The sequence below is a fragment of the Cryobacterium melibiosiphilum genome (assembly GCF_003602235.1).
Taxonomy (GTDB): domain Bacteria; phylum Actinomycetota; class Actinomycetes; order Actinomycetales; family Microbacteriaceae; genus Cryobacterium; species Cryobacterium melibiosiphilum.
Genome location: NZ_QZVS01000060.1, coordinates 22,958 through 43,025, shown reverse-complemented (window position 1 = coordinate 43,025; position 20,068 = coordinate 22,958). Strand labels below are relative to the sequence as shown.

Below are 20,068 nucleotides of genomic sequence, written 5' to 3'. Positions count from 1 at the left end.
AAATGAACCCTAAGTAAGTTCTATTTTTCCTGATCCGAGTGGCATTCTCGGTTTAACGCGCCGCTACAACCTCAACTCGACCGGTGGATCGAGGCTTAGGGCGGGGAATGCCATGGGGGTTCAAGCGCGGCAGCGGAATCCGTGGCAAGGGGTTGGGTGCGTTAGCGTCCAGCCCCGAGGCAGGCTTGTACCTGAGGGATCTCGAAATGCCGCGGGTAGCGTTCCTCAGTCCGAGGATCGGCTCGAGGGGTTTCGACCGGTCGCAAGCTCCCGGCTCAACCAGCGGAAGCTAACCCCCCGCTGGTCGAGGAGCCGGCACGCCTTTCGCCGGCGTCTCGAGACCGGGTGCGCCGACCTTGAGGGTCGGCCTGCGAGGTTTTGACCAGCGCGCTTTGCGCGCAGGCTCAACCAGCGAGATTGGCGCTACTCGCGGAGGGAGTCGGCGTGGGCTCGGTACCAGTCGACCGTGGAGGCCAGTCCCTCGTCGAGCCCGATCTGAGCCGTCCACCCGGCCTCGGCCAGCTTCGACACGTCGAGCAGCTTTTGCGGGGTGCCGTCGGGCTTCGACGTGTCCCACTCCGTCACACCGCTGAAGCCGACCACCCGGGCGATCGACTCCGCGATCTGCCGAATCGTCACATCCGTGCCGGTGCCCACGTTCACCTGCTCCGGCCCGTCATAGTGTTCCATGAGGTGCAGGCAGGCATCCGCCATATCGTCCACGTGCAAGAACTCGCGCCGAGGCGTTCCGGTCCCCCAGTTCGTGACCGATGCCGCCCCCGACCGCGCCGCCTCGTCATACCGGCGAATCAGCGCGGGCAGCACATGCGACCCGGTCGGCGAGAAATTATCCCCGGGACCGTACAGGTTGGTCGGCATCGCCGAGATCCACGGCAGCCCGTACTGCCGCCGCACCGCCTGGATCTGCAGAATCCCCGCGATCTTCGCGATCGCGTAGGCATCATTCGTCGGCTCCAGATGCCCGGTCAGCAGCGAATCCTCCCGGATCGGCTGATCAGCCAGCCGCGGGTAGATGCACGACGACCCCAGAAACAGCAGACGCTCAACCCCGTACTTCAGCGCAGCGTCGAGCACGTTCACCTGGATACGCAGATTGTCGCTCAGAAAATCGACCGGGTAGGTGTTGTTGGCCAAAATCCCGCCGACCTTCGCCGCAGCCAACACCACATACCGCGGCCGAACCGAGCCGAAGAACGCGAACACCGCGTCGCGATCTTTCAGATCCAATTCAGCGGATGTCCGCCCCACCAGATCCGTAAACCCCTCGCCCTGAAGTCGTCTCCAGATCGCCGACCCTACGAGTCCTCGATGTCCGGCCACATAAAACCGGCCATCCCGGTCGAGCGCCGCCGGGGTGAACTCGACCTGGTCCCGAGCATCCACCGTCACTTCGTGCCCCAGCTGGCGAGCGTGACCGTGTCGATCCAGTCCCGTCCGGCATGCTCGAGCAGCTTGATGTCGGCATCCACCATGATCCGGGCGAGCTCGGCGGTGTCCACGGTCGCCTTCCACCCGAGCTTCTCCGCAGCGTGCGATGCATCCCCGACCAGGGCGTCGACCTCGGTCGGACGCAGATACCGCTCGTCGAACCGCACGTGCTCCTCCCAGTCCAGCCCGGCGTGCTCGAACGAGGTCTGCACAAAATCCCGCACCGTGAAGTTGCCGCCGGTGGCGAGAACGAAGTCGTCCGGTTCGTCGACCTGGAGCATCCGCCACATGCCTTCGACGTATTCCGCCGCATACCCCCAGTCTCGAATCGAGTCGAGGTTGCCCAGATACACGTGCTTCTGCGTGCCGGCCTTGATCGCCGCGACCGCGCGGGTGATTTTGCGCGTGACGAACGTCTCGCCGCGGCGCGGCGATTCATGATTGAAGAGGATGCCGTTCACCGCGAACATGCCGTAGGCCTCGCGGTAATTCTTGGTGATCTAGTAGCTGTAGACCTTGGCGGCGCCATACGGCGAGCGCGGGTAGAACGGGGTGGCTTCGTTCTGCGGAGGCGGCGTTGCGCCGAACATCTCCGAGGATGACGCCTGATAGAAGCGCGTGGTGATGCCGGACATCCGCACCGCTTCGAGCAGACGCACGGTGCCCATGCCCGTGGTGTCGCCGGTGTGCTCGGGTTCGTCAAAGGACACCCGCACGTGCGACTGCGCGGCGAGGTTGTAGACCTCGTCGGGCCGAATCTCGGCGAGCAGGGTCGTCAGGCGCGACCCGTCGCTCAGGTCGCCGTAGTGCAGAAACAGCCTCGCTGCGGGGTCGTGCGGGTCCACGTAGAGGTGATCGATGCGCGAGGTGTTGAACGTCGACGCCCGGCGGATCAGCCCGTGCACCTCGTAGCCCTTCGACAGCAGCAGCTCCGCCAGATAGGAGCCGTCCTGCCCGGTGATGCCGGTGATGAGTGCGCGCTTGGTCATGAGAATCCCTGGGTGCAATCGGTGTAAGCGACCCGTCGTCGCCGGCTGCGCTTTCGTGTCCATCGAGCCTAACCGCCGCGACGTGCTTCCCGACAGGGCGATCGCCCACCGATTTGCGCAGCCACCGACGGTGACGGATGCCGCCCTCCGCGTCCATCCCGTTCTGCACAATTCGCGCGAACTCCCCCCGACGTGGCCGATTCAGGAAGATCGCGTACCCGCCACGCACACCGTGGCACAGTTCCGCGCCGACGGATGCCGCCCGGCCACGTTTTGCCTGAATTCGCCACCAACAACGCCCCGACGCGCGGTCAGCCCAGCCCACCGGCAGATTCCTGTCGATGAGTGCTAGCTGTCAGCGCGCCACATCGCTAGACGGGGCTTCCTCGCTCACAGCTGTCACGTATCGACAAGGGGTTCGCATAGACGCGGCGACCTAGGCCCTGAGCCGAAGGCCGTTTCGGGTCTTGTCTGAGTCAAGCGTCGACCCCACAATAGCTGCAGGCCCAGAGAGCTTGTCTGCGACACCGACGACGACTGACCCTCCTCCGGCATTCGCACAACACGCGCCGGCAGCGATCCCGGTGCATCCGGATGCTGAGATGCGGCCGGTCAGGCTTTACCGAACGACCCCGAATTCGGCGCAGACCGCCGAGCCGACTCCGAGGCCGGGTCACCGCGTTTCGACCAGCGCGAGACATCCGCTGGTCGAGGAGCCGGCACGCACTTCGCCGGCGTCTCGAGACCCGTTGGGCCGACTCCGAGGGCCGGGTCACCGCGTCGACCAGCGCGAGACATCCGCTGGTCGAGGAGCCGGCACGCACTTCGCCGGCGTCTCGAGACCCGGTGGGCCGACTCCGAGGGCCTGCCCACCGGGTTCCGACCAGCGCGCTTTGCGCGCAGGGTCAACCAGCGGGTCCGAGGGGCGGCGCGCAGGCTCAACCCGCGGGAGGCCACACCGCGGGGTCGGTGTGGTCCCCCTCTGCGAGGTAGCGAACCCATCCGCCGTAGGCGCTGATGTCTTCAGCGCCATCGGAGTTCGAGCATTGAAACCCCAGAACCTGCTCGCCATCCTCCAGCTGGATCGGCCCAATACTCATTCCCGGGGGCAGACAGGTCAGAAAGTCGGCGAGCGCACTCTTGGTCAGTGTCCACCTCTCGCCCACGAGCGCCGTTCCGCCGCTGCCCACCGGGCTCACACCCGGTCGGGCCGGTTCACCGGGCAGGCGCACCATGCGATAGGCCGTCGCGGTGCGGACGTCGCCGGCAAGCCGTGCGCCGAGATCCGTGAGCTGCCAGTTCAGTGGCTGCCCGCGCAGGTGGGCGCCGAAGACGACCAAATCGAGGGTGTCGGTCGGAAGAAGCGCCGGGCGCGAATCCTGGCCGAGAAATTTGGCCGCAATGTCGATGATCACCTGGTCTGCAAAAGCCGGCGCGATGAAGCTGACGCCAAAGGGCGAGCCGTCTGCCGTGCCGGCGGGCACGGCGATGGCGCTCAGGTCGAACAGGTTCACGAAGTTCGTGAAGGTGCCCATGCGCGCATTGATCGCCACGGGGTCGGCCGCGACGGCGGCCAGGGTCGGATGCTCGGTGGTCGTCGGCAACACAAGCGCGTCGATACCGCTCTTCACGCCCTGGTAGTCGTCGAAAACCCGCAGCGCCTGGGTGCGCAGGGTATCCAGCAGTGCCCGGTCTTCGACCAGGCGATGGGCGGGAATCGTGCCAGCGGCTCGCACGATCTGCGCCACCACGGGGTCCAGCCCGGGTTCGCCTGCCGCAACGGATGCGCCCGCCGCTTCATACCGTTCGGCGACAAGAGCCCCGTCGTACAGCAGCACAGCGGCACGCAGGAACGGGGCCAGGTCCACGGTCACGGTCTGCATGCCGCGCTGCACGACGCTGTCGACCGCGGCGGTAAAGGCCGCCTGGGCGTCGGCCGAAAGAAGTTTCAGATCGGCCGGTGCGGGGATCCCGATGCGCGTGATCCCGCGCGGGGCCAGACGGGTGGTCGACGGCCAGGACCTGCTAGAAGGGTCGGCGCGATCCGGGCCGACGATCACGGCCAGGGCCCGTTGGGCCAGGCCGAGATCCTGAGCAAATACGGTGACGCTGTCATACGAACGGCAGGCAGGAACCACGCCGATGGTCGGGATGAGTCCGAGGGTCGGTTTGATGCCCACCAGTCCGTGCAGGGCCGCGGGCACTCGCCCTGAACCGGCGGTGTCCGTGCCCAGGGCGATGTCCACTATCCCCAACGCCACCGCGACGGCAGAGCCGGAGCTGGAGCCGCCGGAAATGTACTCCGGGCGGGTCGCGTGTCGCACGGCTCCGTACGGGCTTCTTGTACCGACCAGACCGGTCGCGAATTGATCCATGTTGGTCTTACCCAGCACGATCGCGCCGGCGGCCTGCAGCCGTGCGACCGCCGGCGATGACACCGTCGGGCTGAAGACGAAGGAGGGCAGGGCCGCCGCCGTCGGCAACCCCGCGACGTCCATGTTGTCCTTGACGGCGACCAGCAATCCGGCGAGCGGAATCTCGGTGGCCGAGCCCCGTCGCATCCGCTCGTCGAGTACGGCGGCCTGCGCGAAGACCGCGTCTCGATTCTCGAGGGTGATCCAGACTTCGGGTCGATCGACGGCGTCGATGACGTCGTAGGCCGCGCGTACCCGGTCGGTGACGAGGTGCGCCGTCATCGGTCGCCGCCCAGTCCCTCGAGGGCAGCGAGCACATCGTTCGACGTCGCGACGGCGCCGAAGACGCCGCCCTGCATCGTGACCATGCTGAGGGCTGCGGCGTGGTGGCCGGGGTCGGTCGCCCCGGTGCAGGCCGAGAGGATCAGGCATTCGTAGCCGCGGTCGTTGGCTTCGCGCATCGTGGTGGACACGCACACATCGGTGGTGATTCCGTTCAGGATGAGATGGTCGATGCCTCTGGAACGCAACACGAGGTCGAGGTCGGTGGCGTAGAAGGCGCCCTTGCCGGGTTTGTCGATGATCGGCTCTCCCGGCAGCGGAGCGACCTCGGGCACAATCTGCCACCCCGGTTCCTCGCGCACGAGAATGCGGCCACGCGGACCCACGCTGCCGATCTCCGCGCCGGCACGTTCGGAGCGCCATCGTTTGTTGGCCGGCAGGTCGGACAGGTCGGGTCGATGTCCCTCGCGGGTGTGGATGACGAGCATCCCCAGCTCGCGAACGCGCGTGAGCAGGCGGGCCGTGGGCGCCAGGCCCGACCGGGTCAGAGCGAGGTCGTAGCCCATTGCGTGCACGTACCCTCCCTCGCCACAGAAATCGACCTGCCAGTCGACGCAGAGAACGGCCGTGCGAGTGGGATCGATCGAGCCGCCATAGGGCCAGGGATAGGGGCTGGCGGCGACAGTGGATGCGACGGTGCTGGTCACGAGCGGGGTGTTCCTTCGGTTGTGGAGCGGGCAGGGGCGGAGTCTGGGCGGGTGGCGCGTGAGCCGACGTGAAACGCGAGCGTGACAGCGCCGGCGACGACGATGCCGACGACAACGGTAGAGAGGAAGTCCGCATAGGCGCGAGTGAACGCAGACGACGTGGCGCGGCGCATGCAGACCAGTCACATCCCGGTGCGCGAGGCGCTTCGTGCGTTGGAGGCCGAAGGCTGGGTCGTGCATCGCCCGCATCAGGGCGCATCCGTGCGCAAGCGCGAGCTCACCGAACTCGTCGATCTGTTTGAAGCTCGGTCGCTGATCGAACCGCACGCCGTGAGCCTCGCGGCCGAGCGCCGCACTGAGCAAGACCTTCAGGCTCTGAGAACAGTTCTCGCGGAACAGGAAAAAGCGACCTCGCCGGAGATCCTGGCTCGGATCAACTATGACTTTCACGTGTCCCTCGCTGCCGCAGCCCATAACAGCACGCTGCTGGCCACGATCTCTTCGATGAGCAAGAGGGTCCGCTTCTACTACGTGCCCGCGGCCACGGCGCGAAAGGTGGACTCCTTTGCCGACCACCAAAACTGTATGAGCTGGTCGAGCAACGAGACAGCGAGGGTGCGTTTGCGCTTGTCAGTCATCACATCGAGAGCACTCGCGTCGACGCGTGTGCGGCGTTGTCCCGTCTCACTGCCCCCTGATCGCCACCCGTGCCCAGGCCCGAACCTGTTCTGTCGATACGTGATAGCTGGGAGCGCGCAAGACCGCTATACGGGCCTTCCTCGCCCACAGCTGTCATTCATCGACAAAAAGGGGTGCGCAACACGCCTCCTCCCGGCCAAGCTCCGCCCAGCACTGGCGCGTTCTGGCCCGGGTGGGCGCAGCCCGAGACGTTGCGCGGCTTCCCTAAGGTTGAAGGATGACGCTCAACCAACTCCGCGTGTTCCTGGCCGCGGCCCGCCTCGGGTCTTTCACCGCCGCGGCCGATGCGCTGGAGATGGCCCAACCGTCGGTATCCGAGCTCGTCAAGCGCCTCGAGGAGACCTACGGCACCCGGCTGTTCGTGCGCGGCGGCCGCCGCCTCATTCTCACCTCTGCCGGCCGCGAACTCCTCCCGCTCGCCGAACAGACCGTGGCCTGCGCGTCCGCCGCCGATCGAGCCCTGCGCGCCGTGAACGCCCTCACCGGGGGCGTCGCGTCGTTCGGGCTCCTGCGCAATGCGAACTATTACGCGCTCTCCACCCTGTTGACCCAGTTTCACGAGGCACACCCGAGCGTGCGCATCCGTGTGGTCGGCGTGAACTCGGTTGAGGTCGCCCACATGGTGCAGGTCGGCGAGCTCGAAGCCGGCCTCGTCGTGCTCCCGGTCGACACGACCGAACTCACGGTGCTGCCGCTGCGGCGCGACGAGGTGCTCTACGCGAGCACCAACCCCGAGCACGTCGCTCGGCCCGTCACCATCACCGACCTGGCCGAACGCAACCTCATTCTCTACGACGCCCACTACGGCTGGCGTGACCCCACCAGGCGCCAGCTCGCCGACCGAGCCCAGATTGAGGGCGTCACCCTCGAGGCCCGCATCGAAGTCGAACAGACAAGTTCCGCCCTCGACCTGGTGGCGGCCGGCGCGGGCGACACCTTCATCTCCAAGACCATCGTCGACAGCGGCACCTGTCCGAGTGAAATCCGGTTCACCTCATTCGCCGACCCGTTCTTCGAGACGGTTGCCCTCGTTCAGCGCGAGGACACCGTGCTCTCCCCCGCGACCGCCGAGCTGGCACGGCTAGCCCGGCTGATGCTCTCCGATTCCGCCAACCTGTAACCAGACGGTCGTCGACGGCTCGAGCACCGTCGAAGCGGATGCGCTCCCCAGGCACACGCGCCCCTCCGGCAGGGCGATCGCGACGACGCCGAAGTTCGTGACCGAGGTGAACCCATCAGACCGGGTGATGTAGAGCACTTCCCCGTCGGCGCGCACGTCCACGACCGCATCCCGCTGCATCGAGCGCCGCAGGGCCAGGGCCTCCCGGTACATCGACAGCGTCGATCCGTGCACGCCCGACTGGGCCTCGACGCTCAGCGATCCGAACCAGTCCGGTTGCGGCAGCACCGCCGGCGTCACCCCGAAACCGAACGACGGCCCCGACCGTGTCCACGGCAGCGCAACCCGGGACCCGTCCCGGCCCTTACGCACGCCATTCGTACGCGACCAGATGGGATCCTGCAGCGCGGCAACAGGCAGGTCCGCAACCTCGGGCAGCCCCAGCTCCTCGCCCTGGTACAGGTAGCTCGAGCCGGGCAGCGCCAGCGTCAGCAATGTCGCGGCCCGCGCCCGCCGCACACCGAGCCCCAGGTCCTCCACCGGCGTCAGCCCGTTCGACATCAGCCAGGCCGGCAGGTCGGACCCGTTCGGCAGGCCGTAGCGACTGGCATGCCGCACCACGTCGTGGTTCGACAGAACCCAGGTGGATGACGACCCCACCGACGCCGACAGCGCCAGATTCTCGCGAATGGCCGTCTCAAAGGCTGCTGCCGACCACGGTGCCTCGAGCAACGCGAATTCGAACGCCTGCCCCAGCTCGCTGGGTCGCGCGTACAGAGCCCGCCGGTGCGGCGCCACCCACGCTTCGGCGACCGCGCTGCGCGGCGGCGTGTAGGTGTCGAACAGCTGCCGCCACTCGGCGAAGATCGCGTGCACGTCGTCGCGGTCGAAGAGCGGATCGGTGCCGTCCGAGCGTCGCGCCGGTTCGGCAGCGTCCACGGCACCGACCGGCCCCATGCTCACTGCTCCGAGCGATTCCCGGGGCGAGAGATCTTTGGCCAACCCGTGCGCGACATCCACTCGAAAGCCGTCGACTCCGCGATCGGCCCAGAACGCCAGGGTGGTGAGAAACTCGTCGCGAACCTCGCGGTTGCTCCAGTCGAAATCGGGCTGCTCCACCGCGAACAGGTGCAGATACCAGTCACCATCGCCCACCGGCTGCCAGGCGCTGCCGCCGAACAGCGACTGCCAGCCGTTCGGCGGCAACCGGGATCCCTCACCGAGACCCGGCCGAAAGATGTACCGCGCCCGGGCTGCAGACCCGGGAGTCGACGCCAGCGCCTCGCGAAACCACACGTGACGGCTCGAGGAATGGTTCGGCACGATATCCACGATCACACGCAGCCCGGCCGCGTGCGCGTCACGAACGAGGGCGTCGAAGGTCGCGAGAGAGCCGAGTGACGGATCCACGTCGCGGTAGTCGTCCACGTCATACCCGCCGTCGACCAGGCGCGACGGGTAGAACGGGCTCAACCAGAGCGCGTCCACGCCGAGATCGCGCAGGTACCCGATGCGTGAGCGCACTCCCTCCAGGTCGCCGATGCCCGACCCGGTCGAATCGACGAACGCGCGCGGGTAGACCTGGTACACCACGGCGTCTCGCCACCAGTCGGGGTCGACCAGCAAGTCGGGGTCGACCAGAAAAGTGTGGGGGTCAGGGCGCATGGTGGTTCTCCAAACGGATGCGGGCCGTGCGTTTCGTGAAACGCCCGTGGCGTGGGTGGTGGGTCAGGCCGGAACGTGGGAGGTGCGCAGCACGACCGTAGTCGGCACGAGCAGCCGACGCACCGGCGGGATGATGCCGTGGCTGAGCTGCTCGATGCGTTCCACGAGCAGGGCGCTGGCCAAGCGTGCCATCTCGGCGAGGTGGGTGTCGACGGTGGTGAGAGAGAAGACCGGCCAGCCCGAGATGGGGCTGTTGTCGAAGCCGATGACCGCGGGCCGGTGGGCGCGTTCGCCCTGTTCGGCGATGGCGTTGAGCAGGCCGATCGCCACGGCGTCGGCGCTGCAGAACACGGCGGTGGGCCGGTTGCGCATCGAGACCAGTTGCGCCCAGCCCAGGCGCCCGGCCTCATAGGTGAGATCACCGCGGACGACCGGGCGCATCAGTGCTTCGATGCCGTCCTTACGCAGGGCGGTGGTGAATCCGCGCTCCCGATCGGCCGCGCTGCTCAGGTCACTCGGGCCGGCGAGCATGGCTATGTTGGTGTGCCCGTCGCCGAGCAACAGTTGGGCGATTGAACGAGCTCCCCCGGCGTTGTCTGCCGTCACGCTGTCGGCCTCAATGCCGCGAGTGGTGCGGTTGAGAAAAACGAAGGGGATGTTGCGCTTCTGCAGCCGGGCGGGCAGCTCGGAATTCTGGTGCGAGGTCGTGAGAATCACGCCGTCGACCGAACCGTCGAAGAGTATGGCGTGGTCGCTGTCGCGCGTCGGGTGCTCGGAGATGAGCAGCATGCCATAGCCACGGTTGTGCAGCTCGTCGTGCATGGCCGGGATCGTGTCGGGGTAGGTGAGGTTGCCGAGCTCGGTCACGACGGCGATCTGCCCGGTCGCCCGCCGGCTGAGACTGCGTCCCACGCTGCTGGGCACATAGCCGAGGCGTTCCGAGGCTGCCGTCACCCGTTCGATCGTCGCGGCCGAGATCTGCGGGTCCCCGCGCAGCGCACGGGACACGGTGGCCTGCGACACCTGGGCCTCGCGGGCCACATCGTGGCTGGTGATGCGCGACACGGTCACCCCTTGACCGCTCCGCCGCCCAGCCCCGCCACCAGATACTTGCGAGCGAAGATAGCGATGAACACAACGGGAATGACCAACAGGATGCTGGCGGCTGCGAGTGTCTGGTAGGTGGACACGTCGTCGGCTCCCTTCTGTGCGGCGATGAAGACGGGAATGGTGACCGCGCTGTTCTGCGTCAGGGTCAGCGCCACCAGATACTCCTGAAAAGCCACGAGTAGTGTGAACACCCCGGCCGTCACGAGCCCGGGGCCCATGAGCGGAATGATCACGCGGCGGAATGCACCGAAGTGGCTGCACCCATCGATCATGGCAGCCTCGTCGAGTTCCTTGGGGATATCGCGAAAGAATCCGATCAGCAGCAGCAGGGTGAACGGCATGTTCACGGCCACGAGAGCCGCGACCAGCGCGAAGTTCGTGTCGTATATTCCGAGCATCTGCGACGCCTCGTAGAACGGCAGCACGATGGCGAAGCGCGGAATGGTGCGCAGCACGACGGCGAGAATGAGCAGAATCGGGCCGATGACGCCCGCATATCGGGCGAAGGCGTAGGCCGCAGGGGCCCCCACGCAGAGTGCCACGATCACGGTGAGTACCGCCACCAGAAAAGTGTTTCCCAGAACGGATGCGAACTGGGTTCCGCGCCAGAGTTCGACGAACGCGTCGAACTGGGGCTCGAAGACCCAGGTGGGCGGGTTGGTGAATGCGGCCTGGAACGGCTTCACGGCCGTGAGGAAGGCCCAGACGAAGGGGCTGAGCGACATGACGACCACGAAGGTGAGCACCAGACCGAGGGTCACGCTCAGGTTGCGGTCACGGTTCTTCTTCGCCCGGCGGGTGCGTTCACGTTCGGCGGTGCGGGGCGCGCTCTGTCCGGCTGACATGTTGGTGGTCGGGGATTCGAGTGTGGTGGTCATGCTGAGCGCGCCTCTTTCCAGGTCATTCGCAGGAATGGGATGAGCAGAACGACGGTGAGGATGATGGTCAGCACGTTCACGGCGCTGGCGATCCCCAGTCGATACGATTCGCCGAGCGCCACCTGGTAGACGAAAGCCATCAGCGACTCGGTGCCGAGGCTGGTCGCGGCGGGGGTGATGATGCGAATGGAGTCGAAGACCTTGAGGCTGTCCATGATGCTGATCAGCAGCACGAACGAGAAGAGCGGGCCGAGGAGGGGAACCACGACGTAGCGCTGGCGCTGCCACCAGTTCGCGCCGTCGAGCTGCGCGGCTTCCAGCGGTTCCTCGGGCAGGGTGGCCAGGCCGGCCAGCAACACCATGATCACGAACGGTGTTTCGTGCCACAGCGCGTGCAGTCCGATGAGAACGCGGGCGGGGCCCACCTCGGTGAGCCAGTTGATGTTCAACCCGATCAGGGCGAGGCCCTGGTTGACGACGCCGCCGAAGATGTCGTTGAACAGCCAGGAGAAGTTGAGTGCACCGATCACGGTGGGCACGACGTACGACGCCATGAGCAGCCCCAGGATGATCATGCGACCGCGTTTGATGCGATTAAGCATGAGGGCGATCCCGTAGCCGCAGATGATCTTGGCCAGGGTGACGACGATCGTGAACCCGATGGTGAACTGGGTGGCGGCGCCGAAGCGGGGACTGCTGAAGATTTCGGCATAGTTCGCCAGCCCGTTGAAGACGCCGGGTTGGCCGACGGGCACGTTCTGGAAGCTCCAGACCAGGGTTGTGATCAGCGGAATCATGAGCAGACCGAGCATCAACAGCAGGGCGGGCGCCGAAAAGGCGACGAAGTGTTTGAGTTTCATAGAAGTCTCCGGTCGAAGGCGCACGCCCAGGGGGATCGAGATGGTTGCCTGCGTGGGAGGCGCGCATTGGCGCGCCTCCCACGGTCGGCGGCGGGTTACGGCGTGTAACCGGCGGCGGCGATTGCTGTGACGGCGGCGGCCTGTAGCTGCGCCGCGCCCTCGGTCGACGAGATGGTTCCGTTGACGACCTGCGTCAGGATGGGTGCCATCCCCGCGTACACATCGGACATGTACGGGAGGTGCGGCAGACCGTTCGGGCGTTCGCTTTCGAGCACCGCGCGAGCGGCCGGTTCGAACGGAAGGTCGGCGGCCTGGGCCTGGGTGTTGCGGGCCGGGATGGTGGCTCCGGCCGCTTCGGCGGCGGCGTCAGCACCGGTTGCCACGCCGAGCAGTTCGAACATCAGGTCTTTGTCGACCTCGGTGTTGCTGGCGATGGAGAAGCCGTCCACCGAGAGGCTGGTCGACGGCGTGCCGCCGGCGATGACCGACGGGGGAACGGCGAAACCGAAGTCGGCGAAGAGGTCGGTCTGGTCAGCGTCGAGCAGGGCCGAGACGCGGCCGGCGAAGAGCATCGACATGGCGGCCTGGCCGGTCTGCAGCTGGGTGATCACTTCGGGCGACGACCACGAGGTGGACTGCTCGTTCATGGCGAGGTAGGTGGAACGCAGGGTGTCGAGCGCCGCGATCGATTCCGGGGTGTCGATGGTGGGCGTCGCTTCGCCGTCGGCGAACCAGTTGCCGCCGAGCGAACCGAGCGCCTGGTTGTAGGCGGTCGAGATGTCGCCGGCCGAGTTGAAGGGCAGCGCGAGGGGGTCGACCATGCCGGTCTCGGCGGTGATGGCCTCGGCCGCCGCGATCATCTCGGCGTAGGTCGTGGGCACGTCGAGTCCCAGGTCATCGAAGATGTCCTGGCGGTAGACGAAGATGATGGTTCCCCAGAAGGTGGGGATGCCGAATTGCTCGCCCTCGTACTGAAGCTGCTCCATGAGCACCGGGTCGACGTCGTCGAGGCCGAGGGCGTCACCGTTCGCGGCGATCTGGTCGTCGAGCGAGTCGATCCAGCCGTGCTCCGCGTAGAGCGGGTAGACGGTGCCGTAGACCTCGATGAGGTCGTAGCTGGGGCTGGTGCCCGACATCGACTGGGTTGCCCGCTGGTTCTGGCCGGCGAAGTCGGTGGCCGGCGCGTTCACGGTGAGGGTTCCGGTGGTGCATCCGCTGGCGACCGCGTTGGTGAAGGGGTCGGTCGACGGGCTGTTGTAGGAGAGCACGTTCACGGTGGTGTTCGACTCGGGCATCGGAATGTCGCAGGCGACTCCGACGCCACCCATATCACTGCCGGCCCCGCACGCCGTGAGGGCGAGAGCTGCCGTAGCGGTGCCGAGCGCCAGGACCGTGCGCAGATTTCGCCGCGTTCTGGGTGTGGATTGTGGGGCTGTGAAACGTGACATCAAAAAAACTCCTCAACGACCTTGTTATCGAACTTTCGCTTGTTATACGTATACGCGCCCCAGCCTTCGTTTGTCGAGTTTTTTGGCACATTGAAACCAAATCGACTTTTAGAAAGCCCACGTTCGAGGGCGTTCTCGGGCCATCAAAAAGCGGATGCATATAGAGGTACGCGCAGCGCGCCCGACCCCGGTCCAGGCATCCGCCCGGTTGTTATTGTGACGGAAACATACATAGCTAAAAGCTATGGGAGTCACGTCTTATCTGGCATTGTCCTTTGTCTGGGCGGCTTCTAGACTCCGAACCATGCTCTTCACACCCTCAGTCCTCCAGTCCCTCGCCGGTTCGTTCACCACCGTGAAAGCGCCGGCCGTCAACGCACCTGCTGCCCAGCGCGATCCCGCGGTGGCCGAGACCGTCAGCCGCATGCTGCTCGACATCGAAAAGCGCGGCATGGACGCCATCGGCGACTACGCGAAAAAGCTTGACCGCTGGGACGGCCGTTCCTTCGAGCTCGACGCCCAGACCATCCGCACGAGCGGTGAACGCCTCGCTCCCGACCTGCGTGCGGCGATCGACCTCGGCTCCGAGCGCACCCGGGCGTTCGCCCTCGAACAGCGCAACCGCCTGGTCGACTTCGAGACCGAGCCGATTCCCGGACTGGTGACCGGTGTCAAGTACGTTCCGGTCACCCGCGTCGGCGCCTACCTTCCGGCCGGACGCTTTCCGCTCACTGCGAGCGCCTTCATGACCGTCGGCGTGGCCAAGGCCGCCGGCGTCGACACCGTTCTCGCCTGCAGCCCGCCGCAGCCCGATGGCGGCGCCAACGACGCCGTCGTCTACGCCGCCTACGTGAGCGGCGTCGACCGCGTCTTCGTGCTCGGCGGCGTGCAGGCGCTGGCCGCCATGGCCTTCGGCCTGCTCGGTGAACTGCCCGTCGACATGCTCGTCGGCGCCGGAAACGCTTTCGTGGCCGAGGCCAAGCGTCAGCTGTTCGGCACGGCCGCGATCGACCTGCTCGCCGGGCCGAGCGAGGTTGCGGTGCTCGCCGACGAGACCGCCGACCCCGAGATCGTGGCCGCCGATCTGCTCGGACAGGCCGAGCACGGACCCAACTCGCCGGCCGCACTCGTGACGACCTCCCCGGAACTCGCCGAGGCCGTGAACGTCGCGATCCTGCGCCAGATCGCCGGCCTGTCCACCGAGGAGATCCTCACGGCGGCGTGGCGGGACTTCGGTTCCATCACCGTCGCCCAGGACCGCGAGACCGCGGTCACCCTGATGGACGACCTGGCGCCGGAGCACCTCGAAATCATCACGAGCGATGACGAGTGGTACCACGAGAAGCTGCGCAACTACGGCTCCCTCTTCATCGGTGCGTGGAGCACCGTGGCATACTCCGATAAGGGAATGGCGGGCACGAACCACACGCTGCCCACGGCCGGCGGCGCCAAGCACAGCGCCGGCTTGTCGGCGTCACGGTTCGTGAAGCCCCTGACCTACCAGCGCATTTCGAAGGAGGCCACCCCCGAACTCGCCGTTGCGGTGCAGGTCATCAGTGACTCCGAGGGAATGAGCGCCCACAGCGCCACCGCCACGATGCGCCTGGCCCGCTATGAATTGCCGGAGGCGGCACTGCTCGAGCACAGCCTCTGATCGCGTCCACCGGTACCGCACGCTTGAACCGAAAGTAGTCATCCCGCCATGAGTTCCGCTCCACAACTGCCCGTTCCGACGCACACCGACACCAAGCCCGTCGTGAAGTCCCCGGTCCAATCCACGGTGGACTCCCCCGCCTCACGCACCGCCACCGAGTTCCGCCTGCCCGACGTACCGACCACGCTGGTGCAGGCATCCGTACCCACCTGGTCCAGCCAGGCGCCGGCGCCGACGGCGCCCGAGGGTTCAGCGACCCCGCCGCCGCGCACCATGCCGCGGGACTTCGCCATCGCCATCGCCCCGGGCACCGGCAAGCCCAAGCGCGGACTGGTGCCCGGCCGCCGTCGTCAGCCCATGCGCGGTTACGAAGACCGGTTCACCGACATCGTGGACTACTGCATCGACGTCACCGACCGCATCTGGGAAGACCAGGACGTGGGCTACATCTATGACACCTACGCCAATGGGGTGCGCATCCACGACGACCGCGGCTGGAAGTACGGCGTCGAGGCCGTCGTCGAAGGAACCATCGCCACGATCAACGCCTTCCCCGACTCCCGGCACTACGCCGACGACGTCATCTGGGCCGGAGACGAAGACCAGGGCTTCGTCACCTCGCACCGGGCACTCAACATCGGCCACCAGACCGGCCCCTATAAATGGGCGCCCCAGCCGACCGGCAAAGAGATTCGCATCTGGGTCATCGCCAACTGCGTCTCCAAGGAGAACCTCTTCTATGAGGAATGGGTGCTCTACAACACGGCGGCCCGCCTGTTGCAGCTCGGTGTGAACGTGACCGAGGCCGCCCAGACGTACGCCATCGCGGGAGGAGCACGCCTCGACGACCACCAGCTCAGCGAGGTTGACCGTCTGCTCGCGGGACGCAAACCCACCCGCTACGAATTGCCGCCGGCCGGGGCCTTCAACGTGGAGCACGCCGTGCGCGCGTTGTTCCACGACGTCTACAACCGCCGCGACTTCAGCGCCATCGACCGCCTCTACGCGCAGTCGGTGCGCTGGCACGGCACCTCCAACCGCGAGGGCCGCGGCCGTTCCGCGGTGCGCGGCATGGCCCGCAACCTGCTCGCCACCTTCCCCGACCTCGGTCTCTCGGTCGACGAGGTCTACTGGATGGGCAACGACGACGACGGGTACAGCGTCTCCGTGCGCTGGTCTGCCGCCGGCACGCACCGCGGGCTCGGCCTCTATGGCGCGCCCACCAACCGGCGCGCCTTCGTCTGGGGCATCTCGCAGCTCTACTTCCAGCAGGGTCGCATCGTTGAGGACTGGTCGCTGTTCAACGAGTTCGACGTGATCGCCCAGCTGGTGGGCGAGCCCGGAGCCGTCTCCTTCGCATGATGATCGGCCGTGAAGCGGATGCCGTGCCGCTGGCCGATACCGTCATCGTCGCGGCCCCGTCGGTGCGGCCGCGCATCGGCTGGCTGAACGACAATCTGCGCGAGGCGAGCGGGAACATCCGTGCTGCAGCAGCGGCCGGCGCGCGACTCATCGTGCTGCCGGAACTGGCGACGAGCGGCTATGTCTTCGCCAGCCCCGAAGAGGCCCGGGCCTCGTCGATTCGCGCCGACGATCCCCGGCTGCGGGCGCTCGGCCGGCACCTGCCGAGCGACGCGATCGCCGTCGTCGGGTTCGCTGAGGTCTCGGGCGACCGCCTGTTCTCCAGCGCTGCCGTGCTCGGGCGCGCGGGAGTGATCGCCACCTATCGCAAGACGCATTTATGGGGTGACGAACCGCGTTTCTTCACGGCAGGCAGCTCCGCGCCGCCGGTGGTGTCGACGGCGGTGGGGCGCATCGGCCTGGCCATTTGTTATGACCTCGAGTTTCCCGAGGTTCCGCGCTCACTCGCCCTGGCCGGCGCTGATGTGATCGTGGCACCGGTGAACTGGCCGGTCGTCAGCCGCCCCCGCGGGGAGCGAATCCCGGAAATCATGCTGGCGATGGCGGCCGCACGCGCGTCGAGCGTGCCGATCGTCATCTCCGACCGCGGCGACGCCGAACGCGGGGTGGCCTTCGCCGGCGGCAGTTGCGTCATCGGTCATGAGGGGTGGCTGCTCTCGACGGAGCCGCCGCAGGCCGAGACCATGGTGATGGCCACGATCGACCTCGCAGCCGGACGGTCGAAAGCCCTGGGCACGTCGAACAACGTGTTCACCGATCGCCGCCCGGAGCTGTATCGACGTATCGGCGACCGGTAGCCGCCTGGTCTGAACCGTTGATGTGTGTGCGGACGGGGCCACCGATAAACATTCCTCAAAATTTCGCATACGTATGCACTATTTCGGCAAACGGGGTAGGTTTGCAGCATTGATCACACTGGAGGTCTTTCACTCATGACGTTGAGTCCGCAGGCGTACGCACCCTTTGAGACCGTCGAGCAGTACATTCTCGACTGGACCGAGCTCATCTGGGCTGCGGGCGGTATCGGTGCCATTCCCGGCATGTATCACGACGACATCGTCGTGCGTGGGGCGGCCGGGGTCGCGACGGGAGTGGCCGGCGTCGTGCGCGGCTCGCTCGCCAAGAAGGCCTCGTTCATCGACCGCGTCGGTGTCGGCGAAGACGTCATTTGGGAACCCCGCGGTGACTCCTCGTTCGTCAGCCACCACCGGGTGCTGCACTCCGGCGGGCAGAGCGAGGTCTGCAGCTACGGGCCGGCGCTCGGCGAGACCGCCGTCTCGCGCAATCTGCCCGTCTGTCTCGTCGTCGATGGGCTCGTCACCGAGGAATGGGTGGTGCGTGACGAGTGGGCCGTCGTGGCCGGACTCGGGCATGACCCCGCCGCGGTGGCCGCCGCCGCACCCGTCGACCTGTCGCCCCTCGGTGCCGGTGGGCTGTTCGGCCGCCCCGCACCCGTGAACCCCGTCGTCTGTGGTGACTCGGGACCGCGACCCGAGGCCCACACCGAAGAGGCCGAATTTCTGGTCGCGCTCTGGCGCGACGTGATCCAGGCCCGCCGGTTCGACCGCGTGGCAAACTTCTATTCCCGGGACGCGATCGTGCACACCAGCCGGAACCGCACCGTCACCCGCCTCGAGGGAGTACGCGCCGATCTTCTGGGCTTTCTGGCACCCTTTCCCGACGCCACGGTGGAGGTACGCGATATCGCCGTGCACGCGTCGCCGTCGCGGGGGCTGCGCGCATCCGTTCTGTGGCGAATGAAGGGCACCTATTCCGGGTTGCCGCTCTACGGGCCCGTGACCGGTTCGCCGGTCGAAATCATGGGCGTCTCGCAGTATGACCTCGAGGCCGGCCGGGTGCGCCAGGAATATCGCATCTTCGATGAGGTGGCGGTGCTGGCACAGATCGAGGCCGCACGGCAACGCTGATGCGACTCCCTGTCGGTCCGCGGGCCGGGCGCACGACGGCGCTCCTGGGCGTGAGCATCGTGCTCACGGCGATCAATCTTCGGTCCGCGGTGAGCAGCGTCGGAGCACTGCTGCCCGATATCCAGCACGCCCTGCAGATCGCACCCAGCCTCGTGGGTGTGCTCACGGCCCTTCCTGTTCTGGTCTTCGCGATCGTCGGGCCGCTCGCCCCGCGTCTGGAGCGGCGGTGGGGACTGGCCGCCGTGTCGTCGGTCGGACTCATCATGATGGCCGTCGGCACTCTGCTGCGCCCCGTGGCCGCCGAGGCCGTCGCCTTCTTCGCGGCAAGCCTGATGGCCTACGCGGGCTGTGCCATCGTCAACGTGCTACTGCCCGCCATTGTGCAGCGGCAATTTGCGCACCGGGTCGGAATGATGACCGCGCTGTACTCGGCCGCCATCGCCGTGGGCGTGGCCGCCGCGAGCACCTTCTCCGTTCCCCTGGCGCAGGTGAGCGAGTACGCCTGGCGAGCCGGCCTCGGTGTCTGGGCGTTGCCGATGATCGTGGCGGTGGGGGTGTGGCTGGGTGTGCGGCCGGCCGGCGGCCGACGTGACGTGGAGCTTGTGGTCGGTAGCCGGGGCGCCGTTCGGCACCAGAAGACTGCCGCCCCCGCACAGGCCATGCGCCTCTCCCGCAACGCGGGCGCGTGGGCGACCGCCGTCTACTTCGGCACCCAGGGCCTGCAGTCCTATGTCGCCATTAGCTGGCTGCCACGCTTCTTTCAGGACGAAGGCATGTCGGCTTCGGCGGCGGGGGCACTCGTAGGTCTATTGCTCATCATCGCCGTGCCGATCTCCCTGATCGTGCCCTCCCTGGTCGCGCGGATCTCCTCGCCGCGCTCGGCTGTTCTGGTGCTCGCGGGGTCTTATTTTGCCGGCTATGTCTGCCTCGCCATCGACGGTCAGTCCCTCGCGCTGCTCGGAGTCATCTTCATCGGCATCGGTGCCGGAGCGTTTCCGCTGGCCCTGACCGTCATCGGAAGCTGGTCACCCGACAGCTCAGAGACCTCGCGCTTCTCCGGATTCGTGCAGGCGGTCGGCTACCTCGTCGCCGCGTTCGGCCCGGTCATCGCCGGCATCGTCTACGGCGGCACGAGCCCGGCCATCGGCCTCCTGACCCTGCTGCTGTGCGCCTGCGGCGTTCAGGTCGTGGCCGGCCTCATCATGGCGCACCGGGTGAGCGCCCGCTGGCGCGCGGCCTGAACACTGCCGCACGTCAACCTGCAACTCCGGTTCGGTGCTGATGATGCCTGAGCCCGGTGCAGAGTGCCAGAAGATGCGGTCGGGCATGGAGATGATCTGGTGCCGAGATGGTTCGAGCCGGGCCAGAGCAGCGCAGTCGGCGAGGGATTTCCCGACGCTGAGACTGCCGAGTGTCAACACTGCCTCTCGTCATAACTCCTGC

14 protein-coding genes and 2 pseudogenes are annotated in these 20,068 nt (G+C 66.9%); 7 read left to right on the top strand and 9 right to left on the bottom strand.

The annotated features are described in order from the left end of the window. Positions 1–423: 423 nt before the first annotated feature. The 4 genes and pseudogenes from D6T64_RS04035 to biuH form a co-directional block, all read right to left on the bottom strand. Complete coding sequence (locus D6T64_RS04035) at positions 424–1,410, bottom strand: GDP-L-fucose synthase family protein (protein ID WP_325049764.1); 987 nt, start codon at positions 1,408–1,410, stop codon at positions 424–426. Next, positions 1,407–2,438 (bottom strand): annotated as a pseudogene (gmd, locus tag D6T64_RS04030) (GDP-mannose 4,6-dehydratase). Before gmd ends, D6T64_RS04035 begins: the two are co-directional and overlap by 4 nt. Positions 2,439–3,376: 938 nt before the next feature. Beyond that, complete coding sequence (gene atzF, locus D6T64_RS04025; RefSeq protein ID WP_119971981.1) at positions 3,377–5,134, bottom strand: allophanate hydrolase; 1,758 nt, start codon at positions 5,132–5,134, stop codon at positions 3,377–3,379. Next, positions 5,131–5,841 (bottom strand): biuret amidohydrolase, encoded by a 711-nt coding sequence (gene biuH, locus D6T64_RS04020; RefSeq protein ID WP_119971978.1) that lies wholly within the window; start codon positions 5,839–5,841, stop codon positions 5,131–5,133. The genes atzF and biuH overlap by 4 nt, the downstream gene beginning before the upstream one ends. 171 nt (positions 5,842–6,012) lie before the next feature. On the opposite strand from biuH, the pseudogene D6T64_RS04015 reads away from it, so the two are divergent. Both D6T64_RS04015 and D6T64_RS04010 read left to right on the top strand, forming a co-directional pair. Next, positions 6,013–6,363, top strand: a pseudogene (locus D6T64_RS04015) (GntR family transcriptional regulator); the annotation flags it as partial. A gap of 394 nt (positions 6,364–6,757) precedes the next feature. After that, positions 6,758–7,660 carry a LysR family transcriptional regulator gene (locus D6T64_RS04010; protein ID WP_119971975.1) on the top strand — a complete coding sequence of 301 codons (903 nt, stop codon included), beginning with the start codon at positions 6,758–6,760 and terminating at the stop codon, positions 7,658–7,660. On the opposite strand, the gene D6T64_RS04005 is transcribed toward D6T64_RS04010, so the two are convergent. The 5 genes from D6T64_RS04005 to D6T64_RS03985 all read right to left on the bottom strand — a co-directional run bounded on the left by D6T64_RS04005 (position 7,622) and on the right by D6T64_RS03985 (position 13,621). After that, positions 7,622–9,325 (bottom strand): glycoside hydrolase family 13 protein, encoded by a 1,704-nt coding sequence (locus tag D6T64_RS04005; protein ID WP_119971972.1) that lies wholly within the window; start codon positions 9,323–9,325, stop codon positions 7,622–7,624. The two genes, D6T64_RS04010 and D6T64_RS04005, sit on opposite strands and share 39 nt — an antisense overlap. Before the next feature lie 63 nt (positions 9,326–9,388). After that, positions 9,389–10,390 (bottom strand): LacI family DNA-binding transcriptional regulator, encoded by a 1,002-nt coding sequence (locus tag D6T64_RS04000; RefSeq protein WP_158594794.1) that lies wholly within the window; start codon positions 10,388–10,390, stop codon positions 9,389–9,391. A 2-nt stretch (positions 10,391–10,392) separates the two neighbouring features. Beyond that, entirely contained in the window at positions 10,393–11,313 is a 921-nt protein-coding gene (locus D6T64_RS03995; protein ID WP_119971965.1) for a carbohydrate ABC transporter permease, read from the bottom strand. Beyond that, positions 11,310–12,173 carry a carbohydrate ABC transporter permease gene (locus D6T64_RS03990; protein ID WP_119971962.1) on the bottom strand — a complete coding sequence of 288 codons (864 nt, stop codon included), beginning with the start codon at positions 12,171–12,173 and terminating at the stop codon, positions 11,310–11,312. The genes D6T64_RS03995 and D6T64_RS03990 overlap by 4 nt, the downstream gene beginning before the upstream one ends. A 95-nt stretch (positions 12,174–12,268) precedes the next feature. Beyond that, complete coding sequence (locus D6T64_RS03985; RefSeq protein ID WP_119971959.1) at positions 12,269–13,621, bottom strand: ABC transporter substrate-binding protein; 1,353 nt, start codon at positions 13,619–13,621, stop codon at positions 12,269–12,271. Between the two features lie 304 nt (positions 13,622–13,925). On the opposite strand from D6T64_RS03985, the gene hisD reads away from it, so the two are divergent. The 5 genes from hisD (at position 13,926) to D6T64_RS03960 (ending at position 19,866) form a co-directional block, all read left to right on the top strand. Beyond that, positions 13,926–15,275, top strand: coding sequence for a histidinol dehydrogenase (hisD, locus tag D6T64_RS03980; protein ID WP_119971956.1), 1,350 nt, complete (start codon positions 13,926–13,928; stop codon positions 15,273–15,275). Between the two features lie 48 nt (positions 15,276–15,323). Then, positions 15,324–16,637, top strand: coding sequence for a nuclear transport factor 2 family protein (locus tag D6T64_RS03975; protein WP_119971953.1), 1,314 nt, complete (start codon positions 15,324–15,326; stop codon positions 16,635–16,637). Then, positions 16,634–17,494, top strand: coding sequence for a nitrilase-related carbon-nitrogen hydrolase (locus D6T64_RS03970; protein WP_199719046.1), 861 nt, complete (start codon positions 16,634–16,636; stop codon positions 17,492–17,494). Before D6T64_RS03975 ends, D6T64_RS03970 begins: the two co-directional genes overlap by 4 nt. A 135-nt stretch (positions 17,495–17,629) precedes the next feature. Further along, the gene (locus D6T64_RS03965) at positions 17,630–18,625 is read left to right on the top strand and encodes an ester cyclase (protein ID WP_119971950.1); all 996 of its coding nucleotides are present in this window, start codon (positions 17,630–17,632) and stop codon (positions 18,623–18,625) included. Beyond that, positions 18,625–19,866 (top strand): MFS transporter, encoded by a 1,242-nt coding sequence (locus D6T64_RS03960; protein WP_119971947.1) that lies wholly within the window; start codon positions 18,625–18,627, stop codon positions 19,864–19,866. Before D6T64_RS03965 ends, D6T64_RS03960 begins: the two co-directional genes overlap by 1 nt. The last annotated feature ends 202 nt before the right edge of the window (positions 19,867–20,068 follow it).

Excerpts from the sequence above, each read along its gene's own strand:
- atzF (WP_119971981.1), bottom strand. The coding sequence starts at position 5,134 with ATGACGGCGCACCTCGTCACCGACCGGGTACGCGCGGCCTACGACGTC.
- D6T64_RS04010 (WP_119971975.1), top strand. The coding sequence starts at position 6,758 with ATGACGCTCAACCAACTCCGCGTGTTCCTGGCCGCGGCCCGCCTCGGG.
- D6T64_RS04005 (WP_119971972.1), bottom strand. The coding sequence starts at position 9,325 with ATGCGCCCTGACCCCCACACTTTTCTGGTCGACCCCGACTTGCTGGTC.
- D6T64_RS03995 (WP_119971965.1), bottom strand. The coding sequence starts at position 11,313 with ATGACCACCACACTCGAATCCCCGACCACCAACATGTCAGCCGGACAG.
- D6T64_RS03990 (WP_119971962.1), bottom strand. The coding sequence starts at position 12,173 with ATGAAACTCAAACACTTCGTCGCCTTTTCGGCGCCCGCCCTGCTGTTG.
- D6T64_RS03985 (WP_119971959.1), bottom strand. The coding sequence starts at position 13,621 with ATGTCACGTTTCACAGCCCCACAATCCACACCCAGAACGCGGCGAAAT.
- hisD (WP_119971956.1), top strand. The coding sequence starts at position 13,926 with ATGCTCTTCACACCCTCAGTCCTCCAGTCCCTCGCCGGTTCGTTCACC.
- D6T64_RS03975 (WP_119971953.1), top strand. The coding sequence starts at position 15,324 with ATGAGTTCCGCTCCACAACTGCCCGTTCCGACGCACACCGACACCAAG.
- D6T64_RS03970 (WP_199719046.1), top strand. The coding sequence starts at position 16,634 with ATGATGATCGGCCGTGAAGCGGATGCCGTGCCGCTGGCCGATACCGTC.
- D6T64_RS03965 (WP_119971950.1), top strand. The coding sequence starts at position 17,630 with ATGACGTTGAGTCCGCAGGCGTACGCACCCTTTGAGACCGTCGAGCAG.
- D6T64_RS03960 (WP_119971947.1), top strand. The coding sequence starts at position 18,625 with ATGCGACTCCCTGTCGGTCCGCGGGCCGGGCGCACGACGGCGCTCCTG.